This is a genomic window from Pseudoalteromonas porphyrae (assembly GCF_001298125.1).
GTDB classification, from domain to species: domain Bacteria; phylum Pseudomonadota; class Gammaproteobacteria; order Enterobacterales; family Alteromonadaceae; genus Pseudoalteromonas; species Pseudoalteromonas neustonica.
In genome coordinates, this window is the sequence record NZ_LHPH01000004.1 from 1 (window position 1) to 21,277 (window position 21,277).

Consider the following 21,277-nt stretch of genomic DNA (forward strand, 5'->3'; position numbering starts at 1 on the left):
TAAGAAAACAATTATCAGCATTTTCCAAATTTTAATTAATTGGTTCGAAAGAGCGAATTAATACCAAATTTGCTTGGTGACAATAGCGTTTTGGACCCACCTGATCCCATGCCGAACTCAGTAGTGAAACGAAACAGCGCCGATGATAGTGTAGCATTTGTTATGTGAAAGTAGGTCATCGCCAGGCTCCAAATAAAGAAAGCCCGACTCATAGAGTCGGGCTTTTTTACGTCTGCAGGAAAGTGAAACAGCGAGCAAGGTGCAAGGTGGTCAATGTCGCTCAGGCGCTCATCTGAAAGCAACACACCTCCATATATCGGTTGTCGCGATAAATCACGACCTACTGTTTTGCAATCAGCGTGCGGGTCTTTTATTGTAGGTCAGGCTTTAGCCTGAAGGCATGTAGCATATTCCCCAGAGCTATACATATCCACGATTCATGATAGATCACGAGCTACAGTTTGTGAGAAGTGAATTTAAAGATCGATGTTTCTATCAGTGTAGGAAATTGTCCAATTAAGCATGATGATATCTGATAAAATTATGGGAATGATAGCTCGTGATTTTTGGGACTTCTATGACGCCTTTTACTAGTCGCATTTATTTGTTACGCCATGGTGAAATTGTTGAGCAAGATGTATTAGCTGGAGGGACTGATCTTTTATTAAGTGATGTTGGTTTTTCACAGTTGAGTCAAGCATGCAAATACTTAACTGATGTTGAATTGGTGCAAAGTTCAACATTAAAACGTTGTAGTGAATTTGCCACACAATTTTCTCACAACCATCAAATTCCTCTTTTACTTACTGATGATATCCGGGAGTTTAATTTTGGAGATTGGGATGGCCGTAAGTATGATGAATTGTGGGAGCTGACGCATTCTCCTAGTATTGGTGATTTTTGGCAAAGCCCTTGGTTAGTCACACCGCCTTGTGGTGAAAATATGGCTGACTTTTATCAGCGAGTATTTCTTTGGTGGCAAAGGTTATTGATGAATATTGTAAATAATCATACGCATAAGCAATTAGTAATTACGCATGCGGGGGTGATTAAGCAATTATTAGGCATTATATGTGAGCTACCAAAAGAATCTAATCAGCAGAATATGTTTGCTGTAGGCTACGGTAAATTTGTTTGTGTTGAGATTTATATTGATAATATGGGTAAAGCGTGGCCAAAAATTGTGTTTTAGAATGCTATTTAGTAGTTTTTAATTGCCTAGATAGATATTAATTGAAATATTTACTCACCTGCCCATAATAGAGTCTTATGTATTTTGGAATGAGGTGAGAGTCCTCAACTGTACCCGCAACTGTAAGTCACGTCAGTGATAAGTCAGATACAAAATACGTTAATTTGAACTAAATGAGCGGGTTAACTCTTCTATTATCATCCTATTGGTAAGTAGTGTATTGGGTTTACTATCGCCAGAGAGAAAAATACATTGCAATCACCTGTAGTAACTCAGCCACCATTACTTAAAGTCACAGAATTATGCTGGTCAGTGGGTAATACCACTATTTTGCAAAATATAGCTTTTGCTATCAAACCAGGTCAATTTGTTGGTTTACTGGGTCCTAATGGTGCGGGTAAATCGAGCCTGCTGCGTTGTTTATATCGTTATAGCAGACCAGGCAGTGGCGAGGTTACCTTTGCCGGACAGAACATCTGGCAATTAAGTGCAGATGAATATGCAAAGCAAGTTTCAGTGGTACTGCAAGAAACACCTTCGCAATTTAACTTATCCCTTTATGATGTTGTAAGTCTTGGGCTTACACCCCACAAAAGCTTATTTAGTTCTACAACCAAAGCGGATAAGCAAATAATATTACAGGCGATCGAACAAGTTGGCTTGAGTCATCATTGTAAACAATCGTTTGACTCTCTTTCTGGTGGCGAAAAACAACGAGCATTGATCGCTCGTTCTATTGTGCAGGGACCCAAACTACTCATTATGGATGAGCCTACTAGTCATTTAGATATTAAATATCAAATTCAACTAATGGAATTGGCAAAGTCTCTTAATGTGACCGTTTTAGCGTCGTTTCATGATCTTAATTTAGCTGCCAGCATGTGTGATGAGTTGCTGGTGATTAAACAAGGTAAATTAGTTGCAACAGGTACTCCAGAGCAAGTGATCACGGAAAAAATGCTGAGTGACGTATTTGGTGTCTGTGCTGAAGTATCAGCACATCCACAGAGTGAACAATTAAAAAAAGTAATTCCGCGAATCACCTACTTTTATGGCTATCAAGGGGGTAGTGCTAATGCAAAAAAATAATTATGCTGCTGTGATCGTTACTTTATTTTTTGGTTTTACGAGCATTTTTATTGCACTTAGCTTTGGTGCTGCGCCAAGTAAGTTCATTGATGTGTACCATAGCCTTATAGGGCAAGGGCATGACCCCTTTATTGAAAGAATTATCTGGCAACTACGGATGCCACGTACCTTATTGGCTTTTTTAGCAGGGTCTGGCTTAGCGATTGCTGGGTTAATTTTGCAGACGGTTACACGTAACCCATTGGCTGATCCATATTTATTTGGTATTTCATCAGGGGCATCGTTTGGTGTGGTGTGTTTTATGACAATTACTGGTATCAGCGCTGGTATTTCCATGTCTGCAGCTGCGTTTGTTGGCAGTTTATTTACGATGTTATTACTGGTGTTTATTGCTGGGCGGGCTAGTCGTGGACAGGTTGAAACCATGTTGTTAGCAGGCGTTGCCTTATCGTTTTTATTCAGCGCATTTACCAGTTTACTACTTTATTTTAGTGATCCTCAGGCGATAACCGCTATTTTATTTTGGACGCTAGGTAGTTTTGCTCGTGCTCAGTGGGCCACGCTCTGGTTACCTGCTTTAGTTATTTTAAGCTGTACAGCGATAATGATGGGTTTTCGTCGTCAGCTCAATGCTATGTTATTGGGTGATGAAAGTGCCGTGACATTAGGTATACCGGTACAACGGTTTCGCTTATTAATGTTAATACTGAGCTCATTGATCACTGCTGTGCTTGTTGCCATGTGTGGTGGAATTGGTTTTGTCGGTTTGATGATCCCGCATATTGTGCGTTTTTTTGTTTCCCAAGGTACGCCCAGTGGCTTAATGATGACAGCTTTAGCTGGCGGCATATTCATGGTTTGGGTTGATGTGTTGTCGCGCATTTTACTTACGAATCAAGAGTTACCTATTGGGGTGATCACGTCTGCGATCGGCAGTATTTTCTTTTTATCATTACTTTATTTTCGCAAGCGAGAAAGCTAACCAATGTTCAATATACCGAGAATAGCTAACCAATTTAGCCACATAATCGCTGATAAAATAAATCAAAAAACTAAACCACTTGGCGCACTTGGACAGCTAGAGCAATGTGCCACGCAATTGGTTACTATATTTAGTCAAAAAGTATCAAGTGAAGCTGCCTTTAAAGCATTTACCCCTGTTCTTAATAAACCTACTTTGCTTGTTTTTGCAGGCGATCATGGCGTTGCAGCGCAAGGTGTATCAATAGCACCCAGTGATGTTACTTCACAAATGGTCACTAATTTTGTCAGTGGTGGTGCAGCAATTAACGTATTTTGCCAACAGTTAGGCTGGCTGTTAGAAGTGGTTGATTGCGGTATTTTACACCCAGTAGCTTCACCAAGTGTGCATAATTGCCGTTTAGGCAGCATTACACAGCCGCTTAATACAAATATGGCGATGTCAATTGAGCAGGTATATCGAGGTTTTGATAATGCCAAACAACTTGTAAAACAGCTTAGCCTTAAAGGCTGTAATACCGTTGCGTTTGGAGAGATGGGCATAGGTAATACAACCAGTGCCGCGGCTATTATGGCTGCGATGCTTAAATTACCCGCACAACAATGTGTAGGTAAGGGCACAGGTGTAAGTGATGATATTGTTGAGCGAAAAATTGCAGTTGTAGAGCAAGCACTTATATTACATAAGTCACAATTTGCAGATCCAATTACCTTGCTTGCGGCATTAGGTGGGTTTGAAATTGTGCATATAACAGGTGCAATGTTAGCAGCTGCTGAGCAGGGTATGGCAGTGGTGGTTGATGGCTTTATTTGTAGTGCTGCGGCTATGATTGCAATAAATATCAACCCCACAGTTAAAGAGTATTTAATATTCGCTCATTGTTCAAACGAGCAAGGTCACCGATTAATGTTAGATACACTTAACGTTAAACCACTGCTGCAACTTGATTTGCGTTTAGGTGAAGGCTCAGGCGCTGCGTTAAGTTTACCGTTACTGCAAGCGTCACTGGGTTTTTATAATAAAATGGCTAGCTTTGCTGATGCTGGCGTGGAGCAGGTTGTTAGTTAATGCACTCTAATCTAGATGAAAACAAAGTAACGCAATGGCAGTTACTGTTACTAGCAATCAGTTTTTTAACTCGAATACCTGTTGAATTGCGCTTTGATGTGAGTACTGCGCATTTAAACCAAGCAAGTCGTTATTTTGCTTTGGTTGGTTTGTTACTCGGTGGATTATTAGCGCTTAGTTACTGCGTTTTTCAGTTGCTGTTCCCGCTATCAATTAGCATCCTGTTAATGATGGCAATAGGGTTGCTGTTAACGGGCGCTTTTCACGAGGATGGTTGGGCTGATGTGTGGGATGGTTTTGGTGGCGGTTGGCAGGTAGAACAAAAACTTACCATCATGAAAGATAGCCGTCTTGGCACTTATGGCGCAGCAGCATTGTTTATAATATTGCTGATTAAATTTCAGAGCCTATTCTTCCTTGGTAACTCATTATTGGGTGTATTAAGTGCAATTTTACTCGGGCAATGTTTAAGCCGTATGGTGGCAACGAGTTTAATTATAAGCATGGATTACGTTAGTGAAGATGCCACTTCAAAAGTAAAACCGCTGGCGATGCACTTATCCAACTCTAGTTTAACTATTTTACTGTTAACCGCAGCAGTTTTGCTGGTGAGTTTAATCGCTGCAAGTCTTGTATTATGGCAAACCGCGTTAATACTCATTGCGGTATTATTGATCTTAAGAGTGATTTTAATCCGCTGGTTTAAACGCCAGTTAGGTGGATATACCGGTGATTGTTTAGGTGCAGCGCAGCAACTAAGTGAAATTGCGATTTACTTAACGTTGGTGAGTGTACTATGAACGCTAATCATACGCTTATTTTAGGTGGGGCTCGCAGCGGTAAGAGCCGTTTTGCAGAGCAGCTTGCACAGCAAAGTAATAAGCCTGTAATTTACCTTGCTACAGGTCAAGCACATGACGTTGAAATGCAAACTCGTATTAAGCATCACCAGCAACAACGCCCTACAGATTGGCAATTAATTGAAGAGCCAATTACGCTGGCTGCAACACTTCAAACACACAGTAGCAAAAATAATTGCATCTTAGTTGATTGCTTAACTTTGTGGCTGAGTAACTGTTTATGCAGCGGTCGAAGTGATTGTTGGGATGAACAAAAAACGGCATTTCTAAATATTTTTGATAATTTACCCGGGCAAGTCATTTTTGTGAGTAACGAAGTTGGTCATGGGATTGTACCGCTTGGCGAACTTAGTCGTCAGTTTGTTGATGAGTCTGGCTGGTTGCATCAAGCGATTGCAGTAAAAGCTGCGCGTGTTGAATTTATAATGGCAGGTCTTGCCTTAACACTTAAAGGGCAGTCATGATGAAAACATTAATGATACAAGGGACAACCTCTGATGCAGGTAAAAGTACCTTAGTCGCGGCACTGTGTCGAGTATTTGTAGATCAAGGTATTAAAGTTGCTCCATTCAAGCCGCAAAATATGGCGTTAAATAGCGCCGTAACTGAAGATGGTGGCGAAATTGGGCGTGCTCAGGCACTACAGGCAATTGCCGCTAAAGTGCCGCCACGCGTTGATTTTAACCCTATTTTACTCAAACCAAACAGTGATACTGGCGCACAAGTGATTATTCACGGTAAAGCGATTAGTAACATGGAAGCACAGGCGTACCACGATTATAAAAAAGTCGCTATGGATGCGGTACTTACCTCGCAACAACGCTTAAGCGAAGAGTTTGAGTTATTAGTTGTTGAAGGCGCGGGTAGCCCTGCTGAAATTAACTTACGTGCTGGTGATATAGCTAATATGGGTTATGCAGAAGCGGTTGATTGCCCTGTAATAATAATTGCAGATATTGACAAGGGCGGCGTGTTTGCACACTTAGTAGGTACTTTGGCACTGTTAAGTGAGTCAGAGCAAGCAAGAGTAAAGGGTTTTGTTATCAACCGTTTTCGTGGTGATATCGCATTACTGCAAAGCGGCCTTGATTGGCTTGAAGAGTATACGAGTAAACCTGTATTAGGTGTATTACCGTATTTGCACGACTTAGCCCTTGATGCTGAAGATGCGGTCGCGATTGATAACCAAGTTAGCCAAGCAAAAATTAGAATAGCCGTTTTGCTATTGCCGCATATTAGTAATCATACTGATTTTGATGCACTGCGCTTAAACACCCAAATTGATATTAATTACATTCGTCATACTCAAATGATCCCTGATGTTGATCTAATTATCATTCCCGGTAGTAAAAATGTGATCAGTGATTTGGCCTTTTTAAAAAATGAAGGGTGGGGGGAACAAATTAAACGCCACTTACGTTACGGTGGCAAGTTACTCGGTATTTGTGGCGGTTTACAAATGTTGGGTAGTGATATTTATGACCCTAAAGGCGTTGAATCAAGCCAAGCACATTGCAAAGGGTTAGAGCTTGCTGAGTTTATTACTGAGTTAGGGCAACAAAAGGTGCTAACGCAAGCTGCAGGTATTATCAATCTGCAAGGGCAACAGGCTAAAGTGGCTGGTTATGAAATTCATGCTGGTAGTAGTCAAGGCCAAGCACTCGAACGGCCTTTTTTAAAATTTACTCAACACCCTAATAATGTTGCACAAGACGGCTTTATATCAAAAGATGATTGTATAGCGGGTACTTACTTACATGGCTTGTTCGATAGTAGCGAAGCCACGCAATTAATACTCGGTTGGGTCTTACCAAATAGTGGCATTACGCAGTTAATAGACATAGACACACATCGCGAGCTGCAATTAACGCGCTTAGCTGATATGTGTAAAGAACATTTAGATTTAGATAAAATCACACAAATTTACCAAAACTGGGAAGGAGTTAATAATGAGCGATACAAATAACGATAAACACCAACAGCGCCAACAAAAAGTAAAAGATAAAGTGGATGAGCGCATTGCTGCCGCGCAAACAGAAAAAGGCGTTTTTCAGGTTATTACTGGTAACGGTAAGGGTAAGTCAACCTCAGGTTTTGGTACGGTAACACGCTGTGTTGGCCATGGCATGAAAGCCGCAGTGTGCCAATTTATTAAAGGCACTTGGCCATGCGGGGAGCGCAATATATTGCAAGGTGCAGGGGTTGAGTTTGCCATTATGAACACCGGTTTTACGTGGGAGACGCAAAATAAAGAATCAGACACTGCAGCGGCGCAAGCAACCTGGCAAGAAGCTAAACGTATGTTGGCTGATGAATCAATTAACTTAGTATTACTTGATGAAATTACTTATATGCTCACCTATGGCTACATTGATTTAGATGAAGCGTTAGAAGTGATTGCTAATCGTCCGCCAATGCAATCTTTAATAATTACAGGGCGCGGTGCACATCGTAAATTAACAGACTTAGCTGATACCGTCAGTGAAGTACGTAACGTTAAACACGCATTTGATGCCGGTGTAAAAGCGCAAATAGGTTTTGATTACTAATGGTTAGGTTAGTATTTATTTTATTTGTGGCTTTAAATTGTTTTAAGGCGATAGCCCAAACTAATAAGCAGCAGCTTAGAATCGTCGCCCTTGCACCACATATCGTTGAAAACCTATATGAGATAGGCGCAGGGGAGCAAATTGTAGGCACTGTAGAATATGCAGACTTTCCAGCAGCAGCCAATGATATTCCCCGTATTGGCGGCCATCAAGGTATTCAGCTAGAAAAGCTTTTAGCACTGAGACCTGATTTAGTGCTCGCGTGGAAAACAGGCAGCAAAGCCGAAGATTTAGCGCGTATTAAAAGCTTTGGCATTGAGGTTTCGTACAGTGATGCCAGCGAAGTGGATAAAGTGCCTAATGAACTGCGCCGCTTAGGTGCACTTACCGGGCGAGAACACGTGGCCGAGCAAGCCGCAATTGAATTTGAACATAAAATTGCTGCTATCAAAGTACAGCATCAAGGTAAAAGTAAGGTGGCGGTATTTTATCAGTTATGGCCTGAGCCGATGATGACGGTGGGTAAAAATACCTGGATCAATCAGTTAATTGAAATTTGCCAAGGTCGTAACGTGTTTGCAAATAGCCGAACCGATTACCCGCAGATCAGTATTGAAAATGTGGTTGTAGCTAAACCCGAGGTAATTATATTACCTGACGAAAAATCACAGCAGCAACAAGCCGTGATTGACTGGTCTCAATGGCCTGAAGTCCCCGCAGTAAATCATAATCTGTTTATTAAAGTTAATGCTGATTTATTGCACCGCTTTACAACCCGCATGCTTGATGGTCTAACGGATATGTGTACAAAAATTGATGATTCTCGTGTTGTAATTAAGGAGGCTTTATGAGTGATTGGCAACGCTTTTTAAAAATTGAGTGTGCAAAACCTTATATGCAAGAAACACTTGCAGTCGTAGCGACAAAGCGCAGCGAAGACATAGCTGTGTACCCGCCACAGTCGCAGATATTTAGCGCATTTGATGCAACACCGCTGAGTGATATAAAAGTGGTCATACTCGGTCAAGACCCATATCACGGCGAAGGACAAGCGCATGGTTTATGTTTTTCTGTTTTGCCTGAAGTCAGTAAACTTCCGCCTTCTTTAAAAAATATTTATAAAGAACTGGCAACAGACATTGATGGTTTTACCATACCAACACATGGCTATCTACAACGCTGGGCAGAGCAGGGTGTGTTTTTACTTAATACCGTACTCACGGTAGAGAAAGGCCAAGCACATTCGCACAAACACTTAGGCTGGGAGCTGTTTACCGATCAGGTGATTGCTCACATTAATCAACATTGTAAAGGTGTGGTGTTTATTTTATGGGGCGCTCATGCGCAAAAAAAAGGTAAGGGCATTGATAGCGACCGTCATTATGTCTTAAATGGCCCGCACCCATCACCGTTGTCTGCGCATCGTGGTTTTTTTGGTTGTAAGCACTTTTCCACTACCAATCAGCTATTGATACAACAAGGTAAAAAAGCTATTAATTGGCAAGTATAAAAATCGAATATAAAAAACAAAAGGCCCTTACTTTATCAGTAAGGGCCTTTTAGCTGGTTAGTTGCTACTGCGTTGCAGAATTAAAAATCTAATTCATCAATCGCAATATTGTCTGCAAAAAAATCTAGTTCCTGTAGTTCTTTACGTAATCGTTGCTTATCTTTTAACGCTTCGATTTCGCGCCATTTTCGCTTTTTATTTTTCTGAGAGGTCTTTCTGGTTGTATCAGGACCTTCTAATATTTCTAAAATATCGTCTAGGCTATCCATTAACTTCTCCTATTGAATTTTTTTGAACCTCGAAAATACCTATACCACAGGCCAAACTAAAATAGAATAAAAAAGTGACGTTTATGTTACGAAAAAGTGACGAGTTAATGAATGTTGATTATTTTAGGTATAAAAAAACGCCGCAATAGCGACGTTTAATATTTAACTAAAAATAACACTTAAAAAGAGATTACATCGCTTTAAAGCGTGCCTCTAGTTGCTCTTGAGCATCAGCAAATGAGCGAATACCTTCAGCTAGTTTTTCAGTCGCCATGGCGTCTTGATTATGTAACCAACGGAACTGCGATTCAGTTAATGGTGCTGGCTTTGGCTCTTTAGCAATATCACTTTCCAGTAAATATTCTTGTGCGCCCTCAAGGTTACCTAACTCTTCTAAAAGATTAGGGCTGATTGTAAGCTTGTCACAACCCGTTAACGCGATGATTTCGCCTGTGTTACGGAAACTTGCGCCCATAACCACGGTTTTATAATCATGGCGTTTGTAAAATTCAAAAATGCTGCGTACAGATTGCACACCAGGATCTTGTAGTGGATCTGTTGGTTTTTCCATTCCATTGGCTACGTGCCAATCTAAAATACGGCCAACAAATGGTGATATTAAAAATACGTTAGCGTCGGCACATGCACGCGCTTGCGCATCACTAAACAATAAGGTTAGGTTACACTTAGTACCTTCTTTTTCTAATTGCTCAGCAGCTTTAATACCTTCCCACGTTGATGCAACTTTGATTAAGATTTTATCTTTGCTCACGCCTTCTTTTTCATACAGACTAAGTAAGGTATGTGCTTTAGCAATCGTTGCTTGAGTATCAAATGATAAACGCGCATCAACTTCAGTAGAGATATAACCAGGTACAATTTCACTGATCTCTTTACCAAGCAATACTGCAAAGTAATCACACGCTAATTCTAATTGCTTGTCTGCATCTTGCTCGGTTTCTTTTGCATAGCTAAATGCTTTATCTAAATACGGCTTGTACGCTTCAATCTCGCTGGCTTTAAGAAGTAAAGACGGATTAGTCGTTGCATCTTCCGGTTGATGTTTTTTGATCGCTTCAATATCGCCTGTGTCTGCCACGATAGATGAATGTTGTTTGAGCCTTTGTAGAGCTGAAGTCATTTGCTTTCCTCATTCCAAGCAAGTTAAAAGAAAAATCTACTGTAACTACCTTATACTGCAGCACTGTGACAGTGCTTGATAGGTCTTATGTCCGTATCAGTGAAGAACGAAGATGCAAAGCGCAATAGGCTATGCCAATAAGGTAGGTATCATACCAATCAATTCTCACTAATTGATATAAACAAAACGTGCTTTTCGTTTCATTTAATGTTGAAATTGACATTAAATAATTTCCAAGTCAATAGCTAACTATGATCACTGTTATTTCACCTGCAAAAAATTTAGATTTCGAGAGTAAAGCAAGCACTGATAAATTCACGCAACCTGAGTTACTTGAGCACAGCGAAGAGTTAATGACGGTGTGTCGTGAGTTAACGCCAGCACAAATTGGTAGTTTAATGAAAATTAGCGATAAGTTATCAGGCCTAAACGCTGCGCGCTTTAGCGAGTGGTCTCAACCATTTACTACCGACAACGCCAAACAAGCAGTAATGGCCTTTAATGGTGATGTTTACGGCGGTTTAGATGCAAACACCTTAACCGTAGATCAACTTGATTACGCACAAAGCCATTTACGTATTTTGTCAGGCCTTTATGGGCTATTAAAACCATTGGACTTAATGCAAGCGTATCGTCTTGAAATGGGCACTAAGCTTGATAATAGTCGCGGCAAAAACTTATATGAGTTTTGGGGCAGTGTTATTGCTGATAAATTAAATACTGTTCTTGCTGAGCAAGATAGTCAGTATTTAGTAAACTTAGCATCAAACGAGTATTTTAAAGCCGTTGATAAAAAAACCTTAAATGCGCAAATTATTACCCCGCATTTTAAAGATTGTAAAAACGGTCAATATAAAATTATCAGCTTTTATGCTAAAAAAGCCCGTGGCTTAATGGCACGCTACATCATTGAAAATAAAATCACACAGCTAAGCGATCTTAAACAGTTTACAGTTGATGGTTATTACTACAGCGAAGAAGCAACTCAAAAAGCACTTGAGCCGGTATTTATGCGTGACGAACAAAATTAATTTTTAAACACCACTCTCAATACAAAAAGCCATGCATCGCATGGCTTTTACGTTTTGGCGCTTATTTTGCAATACCTGAGTATATTTTAGAATACTTAAGGTTAAACAATGTTAAAAATACCGTCTATCAGCGATGCCGAAAAACTTATAGAGGAAAAACTCGGAGGCTGGTTTGATATTGTCATCAGCCACATTCCTAACTTTATAGTTGCGGTACTCATTGCAATAATCTTTTCTATTCTCGCACGCTTTTTAGGTTCAATGGTGCGCAAACTATTACGCCGTACACTTGACTCAAAACAAATTGCGGATTTAATGGCATCTATTTTTAAAATGATTGTGTTGTGTGTAGGTTTATTTGTTGCACTTGATTTTATAGGCCTTAAAGGCACAGTTACCTCTTTGCTTGCGGGGGCGGGTATTGTTGGCCTCGCCATTGGTTTTGCTTTTCAAGATATGACCGAAAACCTCATTGCCGGTATCGCTATGGGGGTCCGCAAACCCTTTAAAACTGGTGATGTTATTAAAACTGATGATGTTTTTGGTACGGTTAAATCAATTAATCTACGCAACACATTAATCGAAAATTTCTATGGTCAGCTTAATTTAGTGCCTAACAAAATCCTTTTTCGTAACGTATTACGTAATTACAGTACGTTAGGTGTACGTCGTATTGAAGTGCCTGTGGGTATTTCATATGGTGATGATCCTGAGCTGGCAGCTGAAGTTATTGTTAAAAAAATCAATGAGTTTGATTTTGTAATTAAACAAGAAGAGACGGCGGTATACGCCGAGGGCTTTGGCGATAGCAGTGTAAATTTACTGGTTTGGTTTTGGATAAAATACCCTGGCGAAGCTGATTTTATGACGGTACGCCACAAAGCAATTGTTGCTGTTAAACAAGCGCTCAGTGACGCTGATATTAGCATTCCATTCCCAATACGTACGCTTGATTTTGGTATTAAAGGCGGCGAAAAACTCGATGCGATGATCAGTGAAAAAAGAACGGAAAAAAATAGCATGGAGCAGCGCGAAGCTAATTAGTTTAAGCACTGTTAATGTTATTTAATGACTTATAAGCGCGAGTTGTACTCGCGCTTAACTATGTATTATTTACGCAATAGCTGCCCATATTTACATAACTTATAGTAGGTAAAGTCTAATATCAGCGAGCATTTCCATACTTTATTTTTTAATTCATTCCTCAAGCTTTCAGTAGACTTTTATTCAATCAGTAACTAGCTTTTAGTTAGTTAAGTGAGGTTTAAATAAATGAACACCAAGAAGCTCAATAGCCAGCAACCCAACAATCCATGTATTCGTCACTGCTGTTTGGATGGTAATGATACATGTATAGGCTGCTTTAGAACCTTAGATGAGATTCTAGCGTGGCACAGCGCCAGACCAGAACAAAAACAGCAAATACTTAACGCATGCCAAAAACGCAAAAATGCCCACTATAAATGAATATGCTTGCGTCTTTGTCAATGTCAACTTAGCCATCTAAAGATAATATTTACAATTGGTAATAACTTACACTTTTTGGTATTGATAGAAGTCCATACTGTAGGGATGTTTCATATAAAATGTCCGCTGATAAAGCTGCTACACCTCAAAGGTTTATTTGGTGGTAAAGAGTAACCTAAAAAATATGCAATCAGGTAACAGAAGCTTCACGACACCTATTATACGTCTCTTATTAGAATGAGAGTTCAGTAGGGGATTCATTTCCTGTGATAGGTAGGTAGTGTTCAAAAAACCTAGACCTTGTGCTTACTAAATATTCATTGTTTAATACAATAGTAATCTTTTTTTGGCCTTTGCAAGACCCTGAATCTAGAGATTAATTGGAAGTATAAAAAATTAAATGGTAGCGCTGTTGGATCTTGTGGCCGTGTGACTCGATTCTGATAATTTTAAAAAGGCTAAGAATTTTAAAGTGTCTCAGTATTCACTAACCACTAACCACTAACCACTAACCACTAACCAAGGTGAAATCTTTCACCGAGTATCTTTAGCTCTGTCCCTCTAATCCCTTACTCTCACCTGCATTTTATTTTCTATGATGGCGATGCCTTGCGTGTTCTCTAAAAACTTTTGTGCCAATGCTCTTTCAAACCCTGTTTCGGCTATACCATAAAGTGCTATTTTGTTGCCCTTAACATGTACTTGTAGCTGCGAAATTTTTAAGTTCGGGTTAGTGCGAAGCTTATTAACAGCGAACTGCTGAAGTGTTGGCTGAGTTGATGCACTGCTGACCATTATCGTGCTGGTGGCTGCGCTGACTTGTGTTGCACAGGCTAATAAAAAAATACAGCAAAGCGATATAAGTAACACAGTTTGTTTAAAGCGGTTCATGATTTCCCTCACATTTAGCTTGGTTAGTAATTTTTATGAATTACACACTGTATTACAATAACCATTCCACACTTAACTTGCTGAATATAATCATATTTTTTATTTTTAATTATGTGAATAGGAGATTTTTACATTTTATTCGGTAAAAAATACGGTGATGCTGATCGTGTTATTCTTTATATATTTTTTTGGACTAAGAAATACCTTTAAAAAATAACAATTATTTTACATTTTATTTGTTGCGTTATTTTGACTGATAAATAGATTAAGCATCTTTGAAATCTAAGGATTTTCTTATATTTTATAAATACTCCTTTAATACCAACTGATTATTTACTCTAGTTAAATTTGTTATAATTTTGTATCAACCCGCTTGACAGCGCTGTCAGGCCTGTGTTTCTATTAAAGGGTTGTGAATTAATTGTAAATTCACTGGGCATAGAATTTAAATCCAAGGAATTAAAATGAGAGCGTCAAAAACCCCAACATTTAAGATAACGGCAGTCACTACGGCGATTTTATTATCAACAGCAGGATCAGCTATTGCACAAGAAGTTGAGTCAGAGCGTTTTATCGTTCATTTAACTGAGCAAACGACTGCAGTACACACTGCTTTTGCCCGTAGCCAAGCACAGGCTGATAATATTAAAAGAGGCTTGATGAGCGATGTTGCATTACAGGCTAACGTTGAAGTAATTCAAACTCTACCCGATATCAATGCAATGGCGGTGGTTTTAACGGCTGATCAAAAAGCGCGCTTATTACAAAGTTCAGAAGTAGCAAGCATTGAAGTGGATCCAAAGCGTTACTTAATGGCTGAGAGCACGCCTTATGGTATCACTATGGTACAAGCTCAACAGCTATCAGATAATCTTACTGGTAATCAAAAAGTATGTATTATGGATACTGGTTATACACTTAACCACCCTGATTTACCAAGTACAGGGATCACGGGTAGCGATGGCTACGGTGCTAATAATACAGGCAATTGGTACAACGATGGTAATGGCCACGGTACACATGTTGCAGGTACGATAGCGGCGCTTGGCGGAAATGGCGAAGGTGTTATTGGGGTTAATTCATCAGGTCAATTAGGCTTACACATTGTTAAAGTGTTTAACGATCAGGGCCGCTGGGCGTATGGTTCTGATTTAGTGGCGGCAATAGGTCAATGTCAATCTGCAGGTGCAAGTGTAACAAGTATGAGTTTAGGTGGTCCGCAATCATCTAATGCTGAGCGTCAAGCATTTGCAAATAGCTATGCACAGGGCATGTTACATATTGCTGCAGCGGGTAATGATGCGAATAGCTCATTAAGCTATCCTGCATCATATGATTCTGTTGTGTCTGTTGCAGCGGTTGACCGCAGTGGTAGAAAAGCATCATTCTCACAATATAACTCACAAGTTGAAATTGCTGCGCCGGGCGTAGGCACTAATTCGACATGGAATAACGGGGGTTATAAAAGTATCAGTGGTACATCAATGGCTACACCGCATGTATCGGGTGTTGCTGCATTAGTATGGAGCCATTTCCCACAGTGTTCAAACCAACAGATTCGGGATGCGTTAAATGCAACAGCACAAGATAAAGGCGCAGCAGGGCGTGATACGTCATATGGCTTTGGTATTGTTAAGGCCAAAGATGCTTATGATTATTTAGCACAATCAGAATGTGGCGGCGGTAGCGGTGTTGATAATGCACCTGTGGCGCGTTTTAGCGCATCGGTAAATGCTAAGCAAGTAACATTCAGTAATGCGTCAACAGATGACAAAGGCATTAGCAGTTATAGCTGGAGTTTTGGTGATGGTAATTCATCAACGGCTGAAAACCCGACTCATACATACGCAGCTGATGGCAGCTATTCAGTTACTTTAGAAGTTACTGATACCGCAGGGCAAGTAAATCAGCGCAGTCAAACAGTGAAAATTTCAACCGCTGTTGGTGGTGAATGTGAAGGTATTGCATCATGGAATGCGAGCAAATCTTACCGTGTTGGTGACTTAGTAGAGTTTAACCAAGTTAAATACAAAGCGACGTGGTGGTCAACAGGTGCAAGCCCAGCTGTTTATTCAAATGTGTGGTCTCGCCAAGGTAATTGTAAAACTGGCGATGGTGGCGGTACTGTAAATCAAGCGCCTAAAGCAAACTTTGATTTTAGCGTATCAGGTTTAGCGGTTAGCTTTACTAACGCATCAACAGATGATGTTGCGGTTACGGCTTATAACTGGACGTTTGGCGACGGTAATGCAGCCAATACAAAAACACCGAGCCATACTTACCAAGCGCCAGGTTCATATGAAGTCAAATTAACCGTAAGTGATGCACAAGGCTTAAACCATACTTTGGTTAAGACTGTGACAGTAACAGACGGTGGAACACCACCCGCAGGTTGTAGTGGTCTTGCAACGTGGAGCTCAACAGCAGTTTACACAGCTGGAAAAGAAGTTGCCCATAGCGGTAATCGTTATAGCGCAAAATGGTGGACGCGTGGTGCTAACCCTGCAGATAACTCATCATCATGGGCTGTATGGAAAGACCTAGGTAAATGTCAATAAATGATTAATTAATACCAATCTGCATAAATATTTGAACAATTTAACGAATTAAATAGACCTCATATCTACCTAGATTGGTATAAAACACTCCCCTTGTTGGGGAGTGTTTTAAATTAAAAAGCCGAGGCTCTTACGAGACTCGGCTTTTTTAATGAAGGTATGTTATACCTTAATGCAATTGCTCTTACTTCTTTTTCTTCACTTTTGATTTTGCCTTTTTACGGGCTTTAATTTTTGCTGGATCTTTTAGCTTTTTAATCGGCATCTTTGCTTCTTTATGCTGTGGCTCAATACCTTTGATCACTCTGCGTTTTAGCTTTTGTTCAATATAGCGCTCAACTTTAGCAAGGACTAAGATGTCGTGGGCTTCCACTAATGAAATAGCGATACCTTTTTTACCTGCGCGTCCTGTACGACCAATACGGTGAACGTAAACGTCGGCAGTACGAGGCATGTCAAAGTTTATTACATGGCTAATGTCAGCAACATCAATACCACGAGCGGCAACATCGGTTGCAACGAGTATTCTTGTACGACCACTATGAAAGTTTTCCATTGCTTTCATGCGTTTGTCTTGTGGCATTTCACCACGTAACCACGCGGCTTTAACTTCATTAGTGGTTAATTCACCAATTAGTGTTTCAAGTCGCTCGCGGGTTTTAACAAACACAATTGCTTTGGTTAGATCTGGATTTTTTAGTGTATTAACCAATAGCTCTAATTTATGATGATAATCATCGGCTAAATGTACCCATTGATGGATTTTAGCTTTTTCTTTACGTGATGATTCAGCTTCAAGAAGTGCTGGATCATTTAATATTTGCTCTGCAAAGCGCTCAACACTGTCACCTTCTAAGGTGGCTGAGAATAAAAAGCACTGACGGCGATTTTTTGCTTCTTCACAAATACGCATCATTTCTTTACGAAAGCCCATATCGAGCATGCGATCGGCTTCATCAAGAATAAGTAATTCTACGTTTTCGGCATGGAAGTTTTCAGTTTCTAAATACTCCATTAAGCGCCCTGGTGTGGCGATCAAAATGTCGTTGTTTTTTTCAAAAATCTCTTTATGCGTACCATAGTTTATACCGCCAGTAACAACACCTATTTTAAGGTTTGTACCTTTAGCAAGTAGTTCACATTGTTCATGAATTTGATAAGCAAGTTCGCGTGTAGGAGTCATAACGAGTACGCGAGCAAAGCCAGGCTCACGACGTGGAAAATCAAGTAAATACTGAATTGCCGGAATTAAAAATGCCGCAGTCTTACCTGTGCCTGTTGGCGCTGACGCTAAAATGTCACGCCCTTGTAGCGCTTCAGGAATAGCTTGTTGTTGAATGCTTGTTGGGGTTTCATAACCCATTTTAGCAACGGCTTGCAGTAGCTTGTTATCAATATCAAAATCAGAAAATTGCATAGAGTGTCAAAAATAGAGGACAATTGGCGTTAATTATACGCGCTATCGAGCGCTTGGTGAATGAAAAGGTGAAAAAATGTCAGGCTTTGTGTTTAAACAATTTTCGGTCAGCCATGAGCAATGCGCAATGAAGGTCTCAACCGATGGCATTTTACTGGGCGCTTGGGCTGATTTAACGAGCGGTGATAGCTTACTGGATATAGGCGCTGGCACTGGCTTGTTAGCGTTGATGTGTAAACAGCGTGCGCCTCATTTGTTAGTAAATGCAGTGGAAATAGACGCCACTGCTTATGCCCAAGCATCACAGAACATTAGCCAAAGTCCGTGGCCTGATATTGTTATTTATAATTCAGACATTCAATCTTTTACGTCAGAGGTGTTATTTGATGTTGTTGTTTGTAATCCACCGTATTTTAATGACTGTTTAAAAGGAGGGGATCATGCACGTAATACCGCAAGGCATACTGATAGTTTAAGCTTTGCAGAGTTGCTTGTCGCTTTTGATCGCCTAAGCCATCAAGGTTCTATATTTAATGTTATTTTACCTTGTAATGAGGCGCAGCAATTTATTGGTCAAGCCGCTGCTCAAGGGCTTTATTTACAACGCCACTGTTTAGTGCGCACAACTAAAAATAAATCTGCTACGCGAAGTTTAATGAGTTTTGGCTACCAGCCTCGAAAGTGTGAACCAAGCATATTAACGATTCATAATGAAGATGGAAAATACAGTGATGACTATGTTGCGCTGTGTAAGGATTTTTATTTGAAAATGTAAGGGTTGCGAAAGTTGGTAATATGGAGTTTAAAGTAACCCATGATATTTAGCACCACCGCGCGTTAATAAGGTTAACGAGCGGTGGTTGTTTATTTATTCGGTTATTGTGGCTTTGATGCCGTTTTTGTCTACTACGAGTGTGTATGAATTACTGTAAGATGCGTGACAAATTGACAGTATTTTATCATCAACTTTAATGTCTGCATTACAGTCATCAACATGTCGCCAGTGGCTAACATCACCTTGGGTAAGGGTTAAAGGCTTTTCGTTTACTGTAAGCGTTACGGTTTCTGTGGCTAAAAACCTAACCGCAAAAAAGTTATCTTTATTGTCTTGTTGATTTTTAACCAAACTCAGACGTACAAGCTCTTCGTCTTGCCAAGCTATAAAGTGGTAATCTTGATCATTATTTACTTTGTAGAGTTTTTTGTAATTACGCGTATTTTGACTGTGATCTTGCACATAGAAGGATATTTTGTATTTACCATTATGCTCATGTCTGGTTTTTATTGGGTCAGCACCACTGGCTAGCGTATCGACATAATACTTATTGCGTTTCACGTCACGTTCATCGCCATCAAGTTCAGTATTTGCCATATGAAAATCAATTTCTTGATTTGTGGTATTGATGAGTGTGTAGTCATTTTTATAATACGAAGAGCCAAAATTGGCGGTTTCAATGTCTTCAGAATTACAGGCAACAATAAAACTAGATAAAGTAAGTATACATAGAGATCGAGTTAGCATGATTAAATCCTTTTATGTAGGGTATGCATGCTATTTTATGATTAAAGTGACGATTATGTCCTTTTTAAAGTGTAATGTTTTGTTAAAAACTGTATCAACTAGATGCCGCTTTTTACTCAGGTGTATGAGTTGTGATCCGTCGCAGCATCTAATTAAGGGGGGTTACAAGGTTTCGCTGTATTCAGTCATTATTTGCTCTACCCAATTGGCAATACGTTCATCGCTGTGTTCATACTGGCTGTCTTCATCAAGGGCTAAGCCAACAAAATGCTTACCGTCAGCAGTAAGCGCTTTAGACGCTTCAAATTCATAGCTACTGTCGTTTGGCCATAAACCTAATAATGTAAATTGTTGGCTGCTTATTTCATCGTGCAGCATGCCTAGCGCATCTTGAAACCACTGACCGTAACCTTGTTGGTCACCCATGCCAAATAAAGCGATGGTTTTGCCATCGAGATCAACATCTTTAATGTCATCCCAAATTGATTCCCAATCTTCTTGTAACTCACCAAAATCCCATGTTGAGATACCAAGGATGATAAAGTCGTACTGCTGCGCATTTTTTAGTGGTTCATCTTTGATATTATGTAGGCTTACAATGTCTTGGCCGATAATATCGCGAATTTTTTCTGCTGCTATTTCTGTATAGCACGTGGTAGAACCATAAAATAAACCAATTTGCATCGTATTTATCACTGTGTATTTGCCTGATATGATAGGCTGAAGTTTACCGTAAGGTATTATTAATTGATACCTTGATAACTATGAGAATAACTGTGACAACGTTACCTGATCATGAGTCATTAGATTCAGCCCTTACAGATCACGACGAACTGCTTAACAATAGCGATTATCTAGAATCTTTTTTAGATAATCTTTATCTAGAACAGCACGTAAGCGATAACACTTTATCTGCATATCGCAGTGATTTAGATAAGTTTTGCCTGTTTTTGGAAGGACAAGATCTGTTAACCGTAACAGGGCAAGATATTGAAAGCTATTTAGCACACCGTGTTGATTTAGGTTTAAAACCACGCAGTACGGCACGTAGCATTAGCGCATTAAAACGGTTTTATCAGTATTTTGTGCGTGAAAAGCACATTTCTGATTCGCCAATGGTAAATATTGCTCAGCCTAAGGCAGGGTTATCGCTACCTAAAACGTTATCAGAGAGTGAGGTTGAGGCATTGCTTGCAGCTCCAAATACAGAAGAGCCAATGGGCTTGCGTGATAAAGCCATGTTGGAGTTGTTATATGCAACAGGTTTACGAGTTAGTGAATTAGTTGGCTTACGTATAGAACAAATTAATTTACGCCAAGCGGTGGTGTTAGTTAAAGGTAAGGGAAATAAAGAACGTTTAGTGCCACTTGGTGAAGAAGCGATGTACTGGTTAGAGCAATTTTTAAAGGTTGGCCGCGCGCAAATGATTAAACACGCGACTGACTTTGTGTTCCCGTCAAAGCGAGGAGTTGGTATGACCCGACAAACTTTTTGGCATCGTATTAAACACTATGCTATTTTGGCTGCAGTTGAATCGCCTTTATCGCCTCATACACTTCGTCATGCGTTTGCAACACACTTATTGAATCATGGTGCTGATCTAAGAGTGGTACAGATGATGCTAGGGCATAGCGACTTATCGACTACACAAATTTATACTCATGTAGCGAATGAACGACTAAAATCGGTACATCAGCAACATCATCCTCGCGCTTAATGAGAATTTTTTC

The 21,277-nt window shown here is 40.0% G+C and carries 22 protein-coding genes, 1 rRNA gene and 1 riboswitch; of the genes, 17 read left to right on the forward strand and 6 right to left on the reverse strand.

Features of this window, described 5'->3' with window-relative positions; translation table 11 throughout:
- Positions 1-72 precede the first annotated feature (72 nt).
- The 11 genes from rrf to ung all read left to right on the forward strand — a co-directional run bounded on the left by rrf (position 73) and on the right by ung (position 9,250).
- Positions 73-187 (forward strand): 5S ribosomal RNA (gene rrf, locus ADS77_RS04325).
- 390 nt (positions 188-577) lie between these two features.
- Positions 578-1,192: a histidine phosphatase family protein gene (locus ADS77_RS04330; RefSeq protein ID WP_054205322.1), complete on the forward strand. Its 615-nt coding sequence runs from the start codon at positions 578-580 to the stop codon at positions 1,190-1,192.
- 30 nt (positions 1,193-1,222) lie between these two features.
- A riboswitch (cobalamin riboswitch) is annotated at positions 1,223-1,366 on the forward strand.
- Between the two features lie 78 nt (positions 1,367-1,444).
- Positions 1,445-2,281 carry an ABC transporter ATP-binding protein gene (locus ADS77_RS04335; protein ID WP_054453119.1) on the forward strand — a complete coding sequence of 279 codons (837 nt, stop codon included), beginning with the start codon at positions 1,445-1,447 and terminating at the stop codon, positions 2,279-2,281.
- Positions 2,268-3,263, forward strand: a complete 996-nt coding sequence (locus ADS77_RS04340) for a FecCD family ABC transporter permease (protein WP_054453121.1) — start codon at positions 2,268-2,270, stop codon at positions 3,261-3,263. The genes ADS77_RS04335 and ADS77_RS04340 overlap by 14 nt, the downstream gene beginning before the upstream one ends.
- Before the next feature lie 3 nt (positions 3,264-3,266).
- Complete coding sequence (cobT, locus tag ADS77_RS04345; protein WP_054453122.1) at positions 3,267-4,331, forward strand: nicotinate-nucleotide--dimethylbenzimidazole phosphoribosyltransferase; 1,065 nt, start codon at positions 3,267-3,269, stop codon at positions 4,329-4,331.
- A complete protein-coding gene (locus ADS77_RS04350) occupies positions 4,331-5,131 on the forward strand; it encodes an adenosylcobinamide-GDP ribazoletransferase (protein ID WP_054205326.1) in 801 nt (266 codons plus the stop codon). Before cobT ends, ADS77_RS04350 begins: the two co-directional genes overlap by 1 nt.
- On the forward strand, positions 5,128-5,655 hold the full coding sequence (cobU, locus tag ADS77_RS04355) for a bifunctional adenosylcobinamide kinase/adenosylcobinamide-phosphate guanylyltransferase (protein WP_054205327.1): 528 nt from the start codon (positions 5,128-5,130) through the stop codon (positions 5,653-5,655). The genes ADS77_RS04350 and cobU overlap by 4 nt, the downstream gene beginning before the upstream one ends.
- Positions 5,655-7,157, forward strand: a complete 1,503-nt coding sequence (locus tag ADS77_RS04360) for a cobyric acid synthase (RefSeq protein WP_054453341.1) — start codon at positions 5,655-5,657, stop codon at positions 7,155-7,157. Before cobU ends, ADS77_RS04360 begins: the two co-directional genes overlap by 1 nt.
- Positions 7,141-7,740 carry a cob(I)yrinic acid a,c-diamide adenosyltransferase gene (gene cobO, locus ADS77_RS04365; protein ID WP_054453123.1) on the forward strand — a complete coding sequence of 200 codons (600 nt, stop codon included), beginning with the start codon at positions 7,141-7,143 and terminating at the stop codon, positions 7,738-7,740. The genes ADS77_RS04360 and cobO overlap by 17 nt, the downstream gene beginning before the upstream one ends.
- Positions 7,740-8,591: a cobalamin-binding protein gene (locus ADS77_RS04370; RefSeq protein ID WP_054205329.1), complete on the forward strand. Its 852-nt coding sequence runs from the start codon at positions 7,740-7,742 to the stop codon at positions 8,589-8,591. The genes cobO and ADS77_RS04370 overlap by 1 nt, the downstream gene beginning before the upstream one ends.
- The gene (gene ung / locus ADS77_RS04375) at positions 8,588-9,250 is read left to right on the forward strand and encodes a uracil-DNA glycosylase (protein ID WP_054453124.1); all 663 of its coding nucleotides are present in this window, start codon (positions 8,588-8,590) and stop codon (positions 9,248-9,250) included. Before ADS77_RS04370 ends, ung begins: the two co-directional genes overlap by 4 nt.
- 80 nt (positions 9,251-9,330) lie before the next feature.
- Here the strand turns inward: ung and ADS77_RS04380 are convergent, their stop codons facing one another.
- On the reverse strand, positions 9,331-9,519 hold the full coding sequence (locus ADS77_RS04380; RefSeq protein ID WP_054205331.1) for a DUF3545 family protein: 189 nt from the start codon (positions 9,517-9,519) through the stop codon (positions 9,331-9,333).
- Between the two features lie 190 nt (positions 9,520-9,709).
- Positions 9,710-10,660, reverse strand: coding sequence for a transaldolase (gene tal, locus ADS77_RS04385; protein ID WP_054205332.1), 951 nt, complete (start codon positions 10,658-10,660; stop codon positions 9,710-9,712).
- A gap of 251 nt (positions 10,661-10,911) precedes the next feature.
- Between tal and yaaA the strand changes: the two genes are divergently transcribed.
- From yaaA to ADS77_RS21505, 3 genes are all read left to right on the forward strand, one after another.
- Positions 10,912-11,691 carry a peroxide stress protein YaaA gene (gene yaaA, locus ADS77_RS04390; RefSeq protein WP_054453126.1) on the forward strand — a complete coding sequence of 260 codons (780 nt, stop codon included), beginning with the start codon at positions 10,912-10,914 and terminating at the stop codon, positions 11,689-11,691.
- 108 nt (positions 11,692-11,799) lie between these two features.
- Positions 11,800-12,735: a mechanosensitive ion channel family protein gene (locus tag ADS77_RS04395; protein WP_054205334.1), complete on the forward strand. Its 936-nt coding sequence runs from the start codon at positions 11,800-11,802 to the stop codon at positions 12,733-12,735.
- 228 nt (positions 12,736-12,963) lie between these two features.
- Positions 12,964-13,158 (forward strand): DUF1289 domain-containing protein, encoded by a 195-nt coding sequence (locus ADS77_RS21505; RefSeq protein WP_082355600.1) that lies wholly within the window; start codon positions 12,964-12,966, stop codon positions 13,156-13,158.
- A 561-nt stretch (positions 13,159-13,719) separates the two neighbouring features.
- On the opposite strand, the gene ADS77_RS04400 is transcribed toward ADS77_RS21505, so the two are convergent.
- The gene (locus tag ADS77_RS04400; RefSeq protein ID WP_054205335.1) at positions 13,720-14,049 is read right to left on the reverse strand and encodes a hypothetical protein; all 330 of its coding nucleotides are present in this window, start codon (positions 14,047-14,049) and stop codon (positions 13,720-13,722) included.
- A 464-nt stretch (positions 14,050-14,513) separates the two neighbouring features.
- Here ADS77_RS04400 and ADS77_RS04405 point away from each other — a divergent pair, with 464 nt between their 5' ends.
- Positions 14,514-16,607: a S8 family serine peptidase gene (locus tag ADS77_RS04405; protein ID WP_054453128.1), complete on the forward strand. Its 2,094-nt coding sequence runs from the start codon at positions 14,514-14,516 to the stop codon at positions 16,605-16,607.
- Between the two features lie 184 nt (positions 16,608-16,791).
- Here the strand turns inward: ADS77_RS04405 and srmB are convergent, their stop codons facing one another.
- On the reverse strand, positions 16,792-18,024 hold the full coding sequence (gene srmB, locus ADS77_RS04410; RefSeq protein WP_054205337.1) for an ATP-dependent RNA helicase SrmB: 1,233 nt from the start codon (positions 18,022-18,024) through the stop codon (positions 16,792-16,794).
- Positions 18,025-18,100: 76 nt separating this feature from the next.
- Between srmB and ADS77_RS04415 the strand changes: the two genes are divergently transcribed.
- Positions 18,101-18,799: a tRNA1(Val) (adenine(37)-N6)-methyltransferase gene (locus ADS77_RS04415; protein ID WP_054205338.1), complete on the forward strand. Its 699-nt coding sequence runs from the start codon at positions 18,101-18,103 to the stop codon at positions 18,797-18,799.
- A gap of 93 nt (positions 18,800-18,892) precedes the next feature.
- On the opposite strand, the gene ADS77_RS04420 is transcribed toward ADS77_RS04415, so the two are convergent.
- Together ADS77_RS04420 and fldB are read right to left on the reverse strand one after the other, a co-directional pair.
- Positions 18,893-19,546 carry a hypothetical protein gene (locus ADS77_RS04420; protein WP_054205339.1) on the reverse strand — a complete coding sequence of 218 codons (654 nt, stop codon included), beginning with the start codon at positions 19,544-19,546 and terminating at the stop codon, positions 18,893-18,895.
- A gap of 162 nt (positions 19,547-19,708) precedes the next feature.
- Entirely contained in the window at positions 19,709-20,230 is a 522-nt protein-coding gene (gene fldB / locus ADS77_RS04425; protein WP_054453129.1) for a flavodoxin FldB, read from the reverse strand.
- Between the two features lie 149 nt (positions 20,231-20,379).
- On the opposite strand from fldB, the gene xerD reads away from it, so the two are divergent.
- The gene (gene xerD / locus ADS77_RS04430) at positions 20,380-21,264 is read left to right on the forward strand and encodes a site-specific tyrosine recombinase XerD (RefSeq protein WP_099459010.1); all 885 of its coding nucleotides are present in this window, start codon (positions 20,380-20,382) and stop codon (positions 21,262-21,264) included.
- Positions 21,265-21,277: the final 13 nt, after the last annotated feature.